At 45.8% G+C, this 13,204-nt stretch carries 13 protein-coding genes; 8 read left to right on the top strand and 5 right to left on the bottom strand.

Annotated elements, in window-relative coordinates; all coding sequences use genetic code 11:
* The first annotated feature begins 194 nt into the window (after positions 1-194).
* The 6 genes from QUA02_RS05140 (at position 195) to QUA02_RS05115 (ending at position 5,422) form a co-directional block, all read left to right on the top strand.
* Positions 195-356 carry a peptidoglycan-binding domain-containing protein gene (locus tag QUA02_RS05140; RefSeq protein WP_333025808.1) on the top strand — a complete coding sequence of 54 codons (162 nt, stop codon included), beginning with the start codon at positions 195-197 and terminating at the stop codon, positions 354-356.
* Between the two features lie 298 nt (positions 357-654).
* On the top strand, positions 655-1,080 hold the full coding sequence (locus QUA02_RS05135; RefSeq protein ID WP_333025807.1) for a photosystem I reaction center subunit II PsaD: 426 nt from the start codon (positions 655-657) through the stop codon (positions 1,078-1,080).
* 165 nt (positions 1,081-1,245) lie between these two features.
* The gene (locus QUA02_RS05130; RefSeq protein ID WP_333025806.1) at positions 1,246-2,106 is read left to right on the top strand and encodes a GNAT family N-acetyltransferase; all 861 of its coding nucleotides are present in this window, start codon (positions 1,246-1,248) and stop codon (positions 2,104-2,106) included.
* Between the two features lie 125 nt (positions 2,107-2,231).
* Positions 2,232-3,779: an anthranilate synthase component I gene (trpE, locus tag QUA02_RS05125; protein ID WP_333025805.1), complete on the top strand. Its 1,548-nt coding sequence runs from the start codon at positions 2,232-2,234 to the stop codon at positions 3,777-3,779.
* Between the two features lie 76 nt (positions 3,780-3,855).
* Entirely contained in the window at positions 3,856-4,740 is an 885-nt protein-coding gene (locus QUA02_RS05120; RefSeq protein WP_333025804.1) for a PhzF family protein, read from the top strand.
* Positions 4,741-4,858: 118 nt separating this feature from the next.
* A complete protein-coding gene (locus QUA02_RS05115; RefSeq protein ID WP_333025802.1) occupies positions 4,859-5,422 on the top strand; it encodes a hypothetical protein in 564 nt (187 codons plus the stop codon).
* Positions 5,423-5,424: 2 nt separating this feature from the next.
* Here the strand turns inward: QUA02_RS05115 and QUA02_RS05110 are convergent, their stop codons facing one another.
* The 4 genes from QUA02_RS05110 to cpcD/petH all read right to left on the bottom strand — a co-directional run bounded on the left by QUA02_RS05110 (position 5,425) and on the right by cpcD/petH (position 10,062).
* Entirely contained in the window at positions 5,425-6,273 is an 849-nt protein-coding gene (locus QUA02_RS05110; protein WP_333025801.1) for an alpha/beta fold hydrolase, read from the bottom strand.
* A gap of 213 nt (positions 6,274-6,486) precedes the next feature.
* Positions 6,487-7,803 carry a homoserine dehydrogenase gene (locus QUA02_RS05105; protein ID WP_333025799.1) on the bottom strand — a complete coding sequence of 439 codons (1,317 nt, stop codon included), beginning with the start codon at positions 7,801-7,803 and terminating at the stop codon, positions 6,487-6,489.
* A gap of 148 nt (positions 7,804-7,951) precedes the next feature.
* Positions 7,952-8,728: a Uma2 family endonuclease gene (locus tag QUA02_RS05100; RefSeq protein ID WP_333025798.1), complete on the bottom strand. Its 777-nt coding sequence runs from the start codon at positions 8,726-8,728 to the stop codon at positions 7,952-7,954.
* Between the two features lie 125 nt (positions 8,729-8,853).
* Entirely contained in the window at positions 8,854-10,062 is a 1,209-nt protein-coding gene (gene cpcD/petH / locus QUA02_RS05095) for a bifunctional rod-capping linker CpcD/ferredoxin--NADP reductase PetH (RefSeq protein ID WP_333025796.1), read from the bottom strand.
* Between the two features lie 44 nt (positions 10,063-10,106).
* On the opposite strand from cpcD/petH, the gene QUA02_RS05090 reads away from it, so the two are divergent.
* The gene (locus QUA02_RS05090) at positions 10,107-10,283 is read left to right on the top strand and encodes a hypothetical protein (RefSeq protein WP_333025794.1); all 177 of its coding nucleotides are present in this window, start codon (positions 10,107-10,109) and stop codon (positions 10,281-10,283) included.
* Between the two features lie 608 nt (positions 10,284-10,891).
* A complete protein-coding gene (locus tag QUA02_RS05085; protein WP_333025793.1) occupies positions 10,892-11,896 on the top strand; it encodes a phosphoribulokinase in 1,005 nt (334 codons plus the stop codon).
* Between the two features lie 91 nt (positions 11,897-11,987).
* Here the strand turns inward: QUA02_RS05085 and QUA02_RS05080 are convergent, their stop codons facing one another.
* Positions 11,988-13,184, bottom strand: a complete 1,197-nt coding sequence (locus QUA02_RS05080; protein ID WP_333025792.1) for an McrC family protein — start codon at positions 13,182-13,184, stop codon at positions 11,988-11,990.
* Positions 13,185-13,204 lie beyond the last annotated feature (20 nt).

The following is a 13,204-nucleotide window of genomic DNA, read 5'->3' as shown; positions in this document are numbered from 1 at the left end:
CAGTCTATTATTTCCAGTTATTTCTCGCAAACACTCACCGTATCAATTGTCATTGTATTGGGATTTTTTTCAATATTTGGGTAGGTTTGGCCCGGGTTGGATTCTTCCGAAGCATCGATCGCATTAGCAATCAAATTTATAAATACATGAGAGATTTGTCCTGGATGGCATTCTAATTTTGGTAAATCACCGTAATGTTTAATAATTTTGATTGCCGGTCTAATTTAACGGAGAAAGCTGTTCGCGCATTTCAAAAAAGCTTTGGGATGGAGGCCGACGGGATTGTCGATCGAGAAACTTGGACTGCTTTGAGTCAAATTCCGCGCGGCTATGACCCTAATTGGTTCTTGACTTAGGGTTGACGCGGTAAATTGTTCGATCGCGTGCGGGGGGAATTGGGGGGAATGTGCGATTCTTCTGGTGCGCCACAAGCACCAGAAGGATTGCTGCTTTTTTTGATTATTTTTTCGGGATTCGTGTTTCCTAATTCTGTTTTCTAACTTTCGTGGAAATTACCAATTATCAATTATTAATTACTAATAATCAATTATCAGAAAAGATCGATCGCCAAAAAACTGTTAATTTTCCTTACAATTTCGAGAACAGCGTGCAGTCTCGATGATACGATGCCCTAAAAATCCTTTGGATATATCTATGGCCGAACAACTCACTGGACAACCCCCAATCTTCGGCGGCAGCACAGGCGGCTTGCTGACCAAGGCGCTAGTTGAAGAGAAGTACGCTATCACTTGGACTAGCCCCAAGGAGCAGGTGTTTGAAATGCCTACTGGTGGCGCTGCGATTATGCGTCAAGGCGACAACTTGCTGCATCTGCCCCGGAAGGAGCAGTGCATCGCTTTGGGCGGCCAGCAACTGCGGGCTAAATTCAAAATCACGAACTACAAAATTTACCGCGTGTTTCCAGACGGTACTACTGAGTACCTGCATCCCAAGGATGGCGTGTTCCCTGAGAAGGTGAACGAAGGTCGTCCCTACAACGGTAAGATTGACCGCAATATTGGCAGCAATCCAAATCCGATTAAGGTGAAGTTTACCGGTAAAAAGACTTACGATCCTTAAGGTCGTGACTGCATCGCTGAGCAAAACATAGGTAACATTCCCTGGACGGCTCAGCTTGTAAACTTGTTTTTGCAGTAGTATTCGGGTGCCTGATGCCGTTGGCTTCCGCGCCCGAACTCTACTGCAAAATTCAAATCTAATTAAAAGTTAATCGTTAAATTAAAAATGAATGTCGCAATCAGGCGAGCGCAGCCTTCTGATATCGATGTTTGCGCTCGCATTAATTATGAAGCTTTTAAAGATATTTCCGATCGCCATCAGTTCCCAACAGATTTTCCGACGCTGGAGTTTTCAACTGAAATTATAGACTTTCTGATCGAAAGTCCGTTGTTTTTTGACATAGTAGCCGAGAGTTCCGGTGCCGTTGTCGGCTGCGGATTTATGGACGAACGCAACCCGATTCGCGGTATCGGGCCCGTCAGTGTCGATCGAACTTTTCAAGGCCGCAGCACGGGACGGGAAATCATGAAAGCTTTGCTGGAACGCGGACAGGACGCTGTGGGCATCCGTTTGGTTCAAGAATCTTTTAATATGGCGTCGCTGTCGCTGTACGCTTCTTTGGGTTTTGAGGTGAAGGAACCTTTCGTGTTAATGCAGGGCAAGTTTCGCAGCCAGCCGCAGCATGGGTTTGAGGTGCGACCGATGGCTAGTGAGGATGTTGGTGAATGTGCCGCTTTGTGCGAAAAACTGTGCGGGTGCGATCGAACTTCGGAGATTGAAGACGCCCTGAATGACTTTTCTTCCTTCGTTGCCTGCCGGCAAGGTCAGATTGTGGCTTATACTTGTGCGGTGTCTGCTTTGAGCCACAGCGTCGCCCAAACTGAAGCGGATATGCAGGCTTTGCTCTTGGGGGCTGCTGCGTACATTTCAGAAGAATTGCTTTCTTTTCACTTGCCGCTGAGGTATGCAAGTTTGTTTCGCTGGTGCTTGCAAGAGGGGCTGCGTGCCCTCAAGCCGATGGCGGTGATGGCAGTTGGCGAGTATCAGTCGCCGGAGGGATGTTGGTTTCCGTCTTTTGCTTATTGAGTACCAAGACGGTTAGGGCGCTTTTAATCGCTGAAATTATTGCCAGGATTGCATTTTCCTTCTTCCTTCTTCCTTCTTCTTTCTTCCTTCTTCCTTCTTCCTTCTTCCTTCAACATCTGCTATATATGATATTCCCCGATTTCTCACAATTTTCGGAACTGGCGAAACAAGGCAATTTTGTACCCGTGTATCAAGAATGGGTTGCTGATTTGGATACGCCGGTGTCTGCGTGGTATCGGGTTTGTGCGGGTCAACCTTACAGTTTTCTGCTGGAGTCGGTGGAAGGTGGGGAAAAACTCGGGCGTTATAGTTTCTTAGGGTGCGATCCGCTGTGGATTTTGGAGGCTAAGGGCGATCGCACAACTCAAGTTTACCGCGACGGTTCCGAAAAAGTATTTACGGGCGATCCGTTTGCGGCTTTAACTGAATGTTTGCAGTCTTACAAACCCGTCAAATTGCCGCAGTTACCGCCGGGAATTGGCGGGTTATTCGGGTTTTGGGGTTATGAGTTAATTAAGTGGATCGAGCCGCGAGTTCCTGTTTATCCAGCAACCGAGAATGATTTGCCGGATGGGTTGTGGATGCAGGTTGATAATTTGTTGATTTTCGATCAGGTGAAACGGAAGATTTGGGCCGTAGCTTATGCGGATTTGCGGGAGGTTGGGGTTGATTGGGCTGCGGCTTATCAGAAAGCGTGCGATCGGGTTTCTCAGTTAGTTGATAAGCTGAAATCGCCACTTTCTCAGCAATCTACTCTGATAGAATGGACTCCTCCCGATGACGGGCAAGATGCCCGTTCCACAACCGGAAATACAGAATTGAGTTACACCAGCAATACTACTCCCGAAAAGTATTGTGCCAATGTATTAAAAGCTAAGGATTATATCAAAGCGGGAGATATTTTTCAAGTAGTTATTTCCCAGCGGCTGGAATCTGAATACAGCGGCGATCCTTTTGCACTTTACCGCTCTTTGCGTCTGATTAATCCTTCTCCGTACATGGCATATTTCAATTTCGGAGATTGGCAGATTATCGGTTCGAGTCCAGAGATTATGGTGAAGGCGGAAAATACTGCCGATGGCAAAAAGATAGCAACTTTGCGACCGATTGCCGGCACTCGCCGCAGGGGTAAGACTCCTCAAGAAGATGATGCTTTGGCTGCTGAATTGCTGCAAGATCCGAAAGAAATTGCGGAACACGTCATGTTAGTTGATTTGGGTAGGAACGATTTAGGCAGAGTGTGCCGAAACGGTACGGTAAAAGTTGACGAATTAATGGGAATTGAGCGTTATTCTCACGTGATGCACATTGTGAGCAATGTGGTGGGAGAATTGGCTGAGGATAAGACGGCTTGGGATTTGTTGAAAGCTGGTTTTCCTGCGGGTACGGTTAGCGGTGCTCCGAAGATTCGGGCGATGGAAATCGTGCACGAGTTGGAAGGTTGCCGCCGGGGGCCGTATTCTGGGGTTTACGGGTATTATGATTTTGAGGGACAGTTGAATAGTGCGATCGCCATTCGGACTATGGTTGTTCGTTCTCAAGGAGGCGATAAACATTCGGTTTCTGTGCAAGCAGGTGCTGGTTTGGTGGCTGATTCTAACCCTGATATGGAGTACGAAGAAACGCTCAATAAAGCCAGGGGAATGTTGGAAGCAATTCGCTGTTTGAAATAGCAAGTTAAAAACCTCTTTTATAAGGAGGAGGCGGTTGAAACCGCTGCTACACAAACTACTATTGAACGAGGGAAATGTGAATTTTTATATAGTTGACGTGTTTGCGGAGTCAAAATATGCTGGCAATCAACTAGCTGTATTTTGCGGTGCGGGAGTTGCCGAACTATCTGAGGCCCAAATGCTGCTGATAGCGAGGGAAATCAATTATTCAGAAACTACGTTTGTGCGATCGCCCGATCCGCGAAATGGCGGCTATGACGTGCGAATCTTCACGCCCAAGAAGGAATTGCCCTTTGCGGGTCATCCGACTTTGGGCACTGCGTTTGTGTTGCAGCAAGAGATGATTCGCCAAAAGGTCGATCGAGTAATTCTCAATCTAGCCGTCGGTCAAATTCCAGTTACTTTTAATTATCACAATGAATTGGCAGATATTTTGTGGATGCGGCAAAACCCGCCTAGTTTTGGTCAAGTTTTATCAGCCGAAAGTCTGGCAAATGTTCTGAATTTAGAACCAGATGAAATTGATGCAAACTTCCCAATTCAAGAAGTTTCTACGGGAGTACCGTTTATAATTGTCCCATTAAAAACTCTCGCCTCGCTCAAAAAATCTCAAGTCAACTTAGATAAATATTTTGAGCTAATTGATAGAATGGAAGCAAAAGAAATTTTGATATTTTGCCCAGAAACCTACAGCGACGTTAATGATTTAAGCGTGCGAGTTTTTGCCCATTCATTAGGAATTCCAGAAGATCCGGCGACTGGCAGTGCTAACGGCTGTTTGGCTGGATATTTGGTAGAATATGCTTATTATGGGCAAGAAAAGATTGATGTCAGAGTTGAGCAGGGTTATGAAATAGATCGACCTTCTTTGCTGTTGTTACAAGCAGCCCAAAATGAAGGGGAAATAGCAGTTTTGGTTGGTGGTAAGGTGGTGATGGTTGCTAAGGGAGAATTTGTTTAGAATATTTAAGGGGAAATTATTAACCGCAGATTCACGCAGATATACGCAGATATACGGAGATATGTACAGCTAGATTTAGATGCTTGTTTGGCGATCGAGATGTTACAATATTGCTAATATGAGCTACCTCATATTCCTCGATCCGCGTTATTGTTATGCTACAAAAGTCATCCATACCACATACTATTCAATGATTCCAACATTTTCGCGGACTTTAAATGTATCCCCTGAGGCTTCTGAAGCCCTGCTTTCACTTCCATTAACCAGCTTGCTCGATTCACCGGAACTCAGTCAACTCTTGGGAAGTCTCGATACTGCTTTACTCAAAGAAACTTTGCCAACTGCTGGAACTGTTTTAGCTCAAAAGCTTCCGCTTTTTTACGATTGGTTGCAAACAGAACTAGGAATTAAAAACGTCCCTGACAGTCCCGATCATGCTACTAAATGGGTAGTCGGTTTTTTGAAGAATCAAGAAAGTTTAACTCGTTTAGTCGATCTGCACAAATCAATTCCTCGATCGGCATTAGAGCGATCGATCCCTCGTTTAGTTAGCGCCTTTGACGAGGTTCAACCCACCGCCGTAAAGCAAGAATGGGAAAAGGCGATAGCGGCACTTTGTCTGGTTCTCGCCGCCGCAGCGCGGGAAAATCAGCCATCTGCAGCCTCAAGCAATTCTCTCTGAGTTTACACAAAGCGGTTTTTTCGGAAAATTTGCAATTGAGCGCGATCGATCTGAACGACTACCGGTTTTCGCTTGTTCAGAACGATCGCATTGTGCCTGTTTACCAAAAGCAACTGAGCCAATACTACCACCAAAACTCGCCTTTTCTGAAACTTGCCTTCAAAATGTGCCATTCGGACGATCGCCTCTTCGATTTTATAACAACAGTTGTTGCCTTTATGGGAAATCACAAAAATCTTTCCCGGTATGTAATCGCCTTCATTTGCCCAGAAAGCATACCTTTCGCCTAAAGTAAAGTAGTGAAAAACATTGTTAGCGGTGGAAGTTTGAGCTAACTTTTCCGAAACGCCCAAAGAATTAAAAATTACAGTCGATCTAATATAATCCGGGTATTTTGCTGCTATTTGCTGAGCAACTTTGCCGCCCAAACTTTCTCCGATGACATCCGGCGGATTTCCGCTGTGAAATTGCTGCTCGATCCAATCAACAGCACCCTCCGTTTGCGCCGATTTTAACTGGCGTTCTAGTTTTGCCATAAATACATCTGGCGTATCTTCCAAAACGCGCTCGAAAGGATACCATGAACCGTATCCGCGAATCACGAGAACAGGCGAATTATTGCCAGAAACGGGAACGCGACTTTCAGCATAAAAACCAGTCCGAGAGTCTTCAAACACTTTTTTTATGATATAATTTCCATCAATAACTTGCCCCTCATCGTGCCGAATGTAAATTGAAGGATTATTGGGTTTAAAAGTATCGTGCAGTTGGGGTTTTGCAAATTTTTCGTAGATAGAATCTAGCAAGTGCCTTCCTGTAGGGCGATCGACAAAATCCAATTCAGTTTTCATTTTTTGGTAGGGGCGGATTTTACCAACAATATTTAATGAGTACAAACAATCTACATAAACTTGCCCCCGCACAACGAATAATCTCAATCAACTTTTACTTATATCAAATGCGAAAAATGTAAGCGGGGATTTACCGTTGGGCGAGGGCGGGTTTTATAGATTGTCAATTATTGGCAAATCTTGTTTGTAAAACCCGCCGCTACCAAATCACTTTTACAAAACTCGCAACGTGCTAGCAATACTATCGACTGCTTCCATCGCGCGAATTTCATCGAGTGCTTGTTGAAAATTACCTTCCCTAACATCGTGAGTCACGACGACAATTTCTGCTAAATCGTCGTGAATCCCCGTCTGCACAATTGATTCCAAACTAACTTTGTGATTGCCGAAACAAGTGCCGAGTTTGCCAATTACCCCGGGAGTATCGCGCGTCAGAAAACGGGCGTAAAAGCGAGTAACAAGTTCCTGCATCGGAGCAATTTTGCAGTAGTGTTGGTGACTGCAACTCAGCAAAGGATGGGGAATCGGAACAGTTTCGGTTTTCAGGATGGCTGCCACATTCATGATGTCGGATACTACGGCGCTAGCTGTGGGGCCCGCACCCGCGCCGCGCCCGTACAGCATCAATTGCCCGATCGGCTCTCCTTCCACTAAAATTGCATTGTAAACCCCGTTTACATTGGCTAGCGGATGAGTTTTCGGCACAAAACTAGGATGCACTCGAATTGACAGCAGTTCGCTTTCTCCCTCCGCTTGCTCGCCATTGCGGCGGGAGGTTTCTTGAGCAATAGCCAACAATTTAATCACAAATCCCAGCTTGTCGGCGTAGTCAATATCGGCAGCACTAACTTGTCTAATACCTTCGCAGTGAACATCTGCTAATTTGATGCGTCCGCCAAAAGCTAGCGAGGCTAAAATAGCAATTTTATCGGCCGCATCTAATCCATCTACATCTGCTGTGGGGTCAGCTTCAGCATAACCTAATTGCTGAGCGTCAGCGAGCACTTCGGCAAAGTCTGCGCCTTCTGTTTGCATCCGCGTCAGGATGTAATTAGTTGTACCGTTGACGATGCCGGTGACACTTTTAATGCGGTTTGCAACTAAGGATTGTTTGAGGGCTTGAATGACCGGAATGCCGCCGCCGACAGCAGCTTCTAGCATTACGTAAACGCCTTTTTTGTTAGCGGCCTCGAATATTTCATTCCCGTAGCGGGCGATAACTGCTTTGTTGGCAGTGACGACGTGCTTGCCGCTGGCAATAGCCTGTAAAATGAGCGATCGCGCCGGTTCCAATCCGCCAATCAGTTCTACTACAATATCAATTTCCGGGTCAGTTGCGATCGCTTCCAGATTAGTTGTCAGCACATTTTCTGGCAATTGTAAAGACCGAGTTCGAGAAATATCGCGCACTCCCACCCGATAGATTTCCAATTCCTGCAACAGCGGATGGTGGCCGTCTGGAGAGAGCAAAATCTCTGCCGTTCCCGCGCCAACTGTACCCAAACCTAGCAAACCAATTTTGAAAGCCACGACTTTGACCCGTTGAAACTCAATTAACCTACAATCATTGTATGATAATAAAGCAATTTGTCATTAAGTAAGCCCAATACCCAGATCCCCGACTTCTTTAAGAAGTCGGGGATCTAAATGACTAATTAACCGGATTTGATATTACAATTCAAAGTTCTGTATCCATCTCTATCCCCATTTCTCGGAGCCGCTGCGCCAATCTTTCGGCCCGCTGCCGTTCTGCATTAACTTGCTGTTCTAACTCCTGATTTTGCTGTTCGAGTTCCTGATTTTGCTGTTCTAACTCCTGATTTTGCTGTTCTAGCTGCTGTCGCTGTGCTTCTTCTTCTCGAATTAAATCTTCTACTAGCGGCCCAGAGAGCAGCGTATTCACCGATAGAATAAATTCAGCGAACTGTACAGACTGAACTTGCTGTCCCGGCAAAAATTCCTGGTGAGAGTAACTGCCTTCATTTTCGGGACGGCTACACACTCGTATTTTCGGTTGATTGGGGTCTACAATCCAATATTCAGGGATATCGATTAAGTCATATTCTGCCCGTTTGCGGATGTAGTCGTCCCGCCAATTTTGACTGGTAACTTCTATCACTAACAGCGGTTTTTCTTCAAAGTCCAAGACTGCGGAACCAGGTTGGGCACAGACTTGTTCCCAAAGACTCTGAGTGCAAATCACAACATCAGGAACGCGGGAAGAGTTTTCCTCGGTTCGGACTGCGGTGGTGACAACTGCAACTAGCGGTAGGTTGTGTGCTGCAAAGAAGCGCCGGAACTGGTAAACCAAAAATTCACAGATTTTGATATGTATTGCTGTGGGTGTTGGCATTTCAATGAGATGTCCCCGATATAATTCATAACAAACACCTGATTCTCCCTGATAGTTCAGATACTCTTGAAAGGTCAGTTTTTGGGTAGAAATTAGGGTCATGTCAGCGATCTCCCTTTTTCGGTGAGCTTACTTCATATTTTACACTACTGTTTAAAACAACTGTTTAAAAAAAATGTAGGGCGAGCAATGCCCACCCTACAACTGAGATTAAATCAGGCTACACATTAATAGGTTTCAACGTGCCAGCGACCGTCTTTTTTCAACTGTTTCTGATAGGCAATCCAGTCAACATCGTACTTGCTAGATGCAGCCGACATTCCCTCATCGATGCCACCTTCCATCCCCTTCAAACCGCAGATGTAAGTGTGAGTATTCGGCTTTTGAACCAATTCCCACAGTTCGTCAGCGTTCTCTTTAATCCGGCTTTGAATGTACATCTTGCCGCCGTCAGCAGTCTTTTGCTCGCGGCTGATGGCATAAGTCAAGCGGAAATTATCGGGGAACTCGCGCTGCAATTGTTCCAACTCTTCTTTATAGAGAATGTTGGGAGTGTAAGCAACTCCAAAGAACAGCCAAGCTAAACCTTTGAACTTGTAATCTGGATTGTTTTCCTTGAACATCCGCCACAAATAAGCGCGGAAAGGAGCAATACCCGTACCGGTAGCCATCATAATAATGGTGGCATCTTCGTCGTCGGGCAACAGCATTTCCTTGCCTACCGGGCCGGTGATTTTGACATCAGCCCCCGGTTCCAAACCGGTGAGAAAAGTCGAACAAACGCCGAACACTTTTTCGCCTGTTTCCGGGTGTTTGTACTCCAGCCGGCGGACGCACAGAGAAACTGTTTTGTCGTCGAGGTTGTCACCGTGACGGGTGGAGGCGATCGAGTAAAGCCGAATTTTGTGAGGTTTGCCGTTTTTATCCGTCCCATCGGGAATAATCCCGATACTTTGACCTTCGAGATAGTGCAAATTTCCTCCAGAAATGTCGAAGGTGACGTGGCGGACTGTGCCCTCGCCGCCCTCTCTGACCATTTCTTCTGTAGAAATGCACTTACCAATATAGGGATTGGCCGGCTTGTATAAGTTAACAGGAACCTGAACCTTTTCCTTTGCTTGGGTCATGGGCTTAGTTTCTTCTCCAGATTTCTGACTCTGTAGCCCTGCTTCTGGTGCGACTTTGCCATTAGTAGTTTCGGGAGCGCCATTTAAAGGACGAATGCTGACTATTTTGCCACCCATGCGAATAATTCTTCGCATTTCTTGATTCATGCGATCGTAGGGTACGGAGATAAATACGCTGCCGCTACGGCGAATCGGGTGACTTGTTTGGTCAGTTGCTTCGCTCTGACGCATACCCTCGACTTCGTAAACAAAGATGCGGCTGCCTGATTCTGAGTTGGCCGCTACACCAGATATGGTTGGGCTGTACATTTGTTGCTTGTCCTTCACGATACAGAGTTATAAAGAAAGAGAATGTGACGTTAGACTCAATTTACTTTTTTCTTAAGGCCATCTGGACTAATTGGTCGCGCCAATCTTTAGGCCTCGCCTTTAGGTGGGAGTGTCAAGTTACGATCGCTCGCGTCTGGAATTCCCAATTAGCCGAACGCCGCGCTCGCCGAGCCCGGCTGCGTTCAGGTGTTGACCTATAGCTATTGTTGTCTGCGTACTGGCAATATTTTACCCGATCGGGGGATCGGCCCCGATAAGTCGTTTCGATCGGCAGTCGGGGATGGAGTAGGGGCATCGGGGCAAAAATAGCTTCTATTGACCGACAGCAGCCAGCTATAAGGCAATACGGTTCAGTTAGTGCTAAAAAAACCGATCGCGCTACGGTTGGGTACGAGTGAACGAACCCTCCGTTTCACTCCGCCCAACATTTTCGCTACAATTTTCCTTAACCCAAGCGTATTGAGCTATAAGGTTCTGGATTTATGCCAGCACGTCTGCTGACTGACGGCGTTAATTCTCCAATCTAAAATCTAAAATCTAAAATCTAAAATCGATTGACGCTGAGCTTGTAGGGGGCGGACGCAATCTGGTAAGATCAACCACTAAAGTTAGCATTAATTACTTGCGTTGAAGATTGCTTCGGTCTTCCCGAGCAGGCAGTCAACTGACTGCTGTATGCTGGTGAGAACTCGATCCTCGCAGGGTAGCAAAGCCGCACAAAGCCTGCTTGTCGCTATCTGCGGGCTTAAATTTTGTGGAATCTAGACTTGAGTTAGTTAGTAAACAGTGATTTTGTTAGAGGGAAACTATGACCAGTAAGCCGGATCGCGTGGTTTTAATTGGCGTTGCCGGAGATTCCGGATGCGGAAAATCTACTTTTTTGCGCCGATTGACAGATTTGTTCGGGGAAGATTTCGTTACTGTAATCTGTCTCGACGACTATCATTGTCTAGATCGCAAGCAGCGCAAGGAAACTGGGATTACCGCCCTTGACCCCAGAGCGAACAATTTCGACCTGATGGCCGAGCAGATGAAGGCCCTCAAAGAAGGTCACGCGATCGACAAGCCGATTTACAACCACGAAACCGGTCTGCTCGATCCTCCTGAGCGGGTAGAGCCGAATCACGTGATTGTGATTGAGGGACTGCACCCGCTGTACGACGAGCGAGTTCGATCGCTCCTCGACTTCAGCGTCTACCTCGACATCAGCGACGAAGTAAAAATTGCTTGGAAAATCCAGCGCGACATGGCGGAACGGGGCCACCGATACGAAGACGTGCTGTTTGCGATCAATGCTCGCAAACCTGATTTTACAGCCTACATCGACCCGCAAAAGCAATATGCTGATGTGGTAATTCAAGTGTTGCCGACCAACTTCATCAAAGATGACAAAGAGCGGAAAGTTCTGCGGGTGCAGATGATCCAGCGCGAAGGCGTCGCCAATTTTGAACCTGCGTATTTGTTTGACGAAGGTTCAACAATTAACTGGGTTCCTTGCGGCCGCAAGCTGACTTGTTCCTATCCCGGAATTAAGATGTACTACGGGCCCGATGCTTTCTACGGACACGAAGTCTCAATTTTGGAAGTAGACGGTCAGTTTGAAAATCTCGAAGAAGTGATTTACATCGAAAGCCATTTGAGCAAGATTTCTGCGAAGTATGAAGGGGAGTTAACTCACCTGTTGCTCCAGCACCGCGAATATCCCGGTTCCAACAATGGAACTGGTTTGTTCCAAGTGTTAGTGGGATTGAAGATGCGGGCGACTTACGAGAAGTTGACTGCAAAAGAAGCGAAAGTGGCTGTTAGTGTTTAGAACCCTGACATGAAAGATTTGGGAGGCGCAATTGCGCCTCTTTTTTTGTGGAGAAATGAACCGCAGAGGGCGCAGAGGGCGCAGAGAAGAGTTAGGGGAGGGTGTTTGGAAGTAGAGAGGTTAAGAAGGTTTTTCCGGCTTCATCGAGGTCGCTATCTAGGGAAAAAGTTAAACTGCGAACTCGGATAGCGCCATGTTTTATGTCTAGTCGCGTTGTGAGGTCTTGCGGGTAAACGAGAATTGCATTTTGGCAATTTAAGGCATTTGCGTAAGCAACTATTTGATTACGGTCATCACTGCCTACTCTATTGGGAGCTTTGTATTTTGTATCGAGGACGTACAGGATTTCATTTGTTTCAATATCGCGTATAATTAAGTCAATCTCATCGAAATAATCTTTGTCATGTTTAACTGGGTATTGTTCTTCGACCTTAAAGCGTTTTGGTGTATTTGCTTTGAGCCATTCAGCGACAAATTGTTCATATAAATTAGCCATGTCTATCAGAAAAGGGAGCATTTCGCGATCGCCTGTTTCGTGACTCGGCCCTGTGTTATCTAAAAAGAATCGACATAAGGCGTGTAAAAGTTGATAATCTTGATTCAAACGGTGATAATTTCTATCAATACAAGCTTCGGATTTAAAAGGTTTTAATGTGACAAATCCTTGGAGTGCGTGAAAGGCTTTTCGCACAGTGGATGAAACAGATTCACGGCACAAACCGCTGCGGCCAATGATGAAAAGTGTCCAAGCCAGAATTTGATTATCTTCGATGTCGCCTGTTTGTTCGTGATAGTGGCATTTTAGTTTAACATCCCAAGGTTTTTGCAGGGCCGATCGCAAATCAACGCGGCCGCGAATGTAGGCAAGTCTTTCTGTTTTGGGTAAGTAATCGCGATATAATCCTTTGCGACAGCGTTCTAGAATTTTTTGGGCAAGAATGTTAGCTAATCTCTCGTAACTTTCTTCTAAAGATTGGCACTGAATCGAGCCTTGGGGAAATTTTATCTTAAGGTTGTAGGCATAGTCAATCATTCCGAAGAGGTTGTTTATGGGAACCTTTGGGCGGATGGCGATGTGAAATTCTGGAGTGATTGGAATGTTGCCAACTCGGCCTTTAGATTTTAAGTGCCATTGATATTTTGGTTTAGTTTCGGGAAATTTTATTTTTATTTCCTTGGAATAATTATGGTCTATTTTCTCTCCTACTGATTCGGGGATTGAGTCTTGATCAAAAGTTGCTAATTGATATTCTGTAAGTTCAATAATTCGGGGTGATTCTGGTTTCATAATTGTGGTGGATAAAGTAA

The sequence above is a fragment of the Microcoleus pseudofavosus SVA1_A4 genome (genome assembly GCF_036700565.1).
Classification (GTDB): Bacteria; Cyanobacteriota; Cyanobacteriia; order Cyanobacteriales; family Microcoleaceae; genus Microcoleus.
The sequence above is the reverse complement of the archived record's forward strand: the minus strand, read 5'-3'. Positions and strand labels throughout refer to the sequence as shown.

Excerpts from the sequence above, each read along its gene's own strand:
- QUA02_RS05080 (WP_333025792.1), bottom strand. The coding sequence starts at position 13,184 with ATGAAACCAGAATCACCCCGAATTATTGAACTTACAGAATATCAATTA.
- cpcD/petH (WP_333025796.1), bottom strand. The coding sequence starts at position 10,062 with ATGTACAGCCCAACCATATCTGGTGTAGCGGCCAACTCAGAATCAGGC.
- trpE (WP_333025805.1), top strand. The coding sequence starts at position 2,232 with ATGATATTCCCCGATTTCTCACAATTTTCGGAACTGGCGAAACAAGGC.
- QUA02_RS05110 (WP_333025801.1), bottom strand. The coding sequence starts at position 6,273 with ATGAAAACTGAATTGGATTTTGTCGATCGCCCTACAGGAAGGCACTTG.
- QUA02_RS05115 (WP_333025802.1), top strand. The coding sequence starts at position 4,859 with ATGAGCTACCTCATATTCCTCGATCCGCGTTATTGTTATGCTACAAAA.
- QUA02_RS05100 (WP_333025798.1), bottom strand. The coding sequence starts at position 8,728 with ATGACCCTAATTTCTACCCAAAAACTGACCTTTCAAGAGTATCTGAAC.
- QUA02_RS05135 (WP_333025807.1), top strand. The coding sequence starts at position 655 with ATGGCCGAACAACTCACTGGACAACCCCCAATCTTCGGCGGCAGCACA.
- QUA02_RS05085 (WP_333025793.1), top strand. The coding sequence starts at position 10,892 with ATGACCAGTAAGCCGGATCGCGTGGTTTTAATTGGCGTTGCCGGAGAT.
- QUA02_RS05140 (WP_333025808.1), top strand. The coding sequence starts at position 195 with ATGTTTAATAATTTTGATTGCCGGTCTAATTTAACGGAGAAAGCTGTT.
- QUA02_RS05130 (WP_333025806.1), top strand. The coding sequence starts at position 1,246 with ATGAATGTCGCAATCAGGCGAGCGCAGCCTTCTGATATCGATGTTTGC.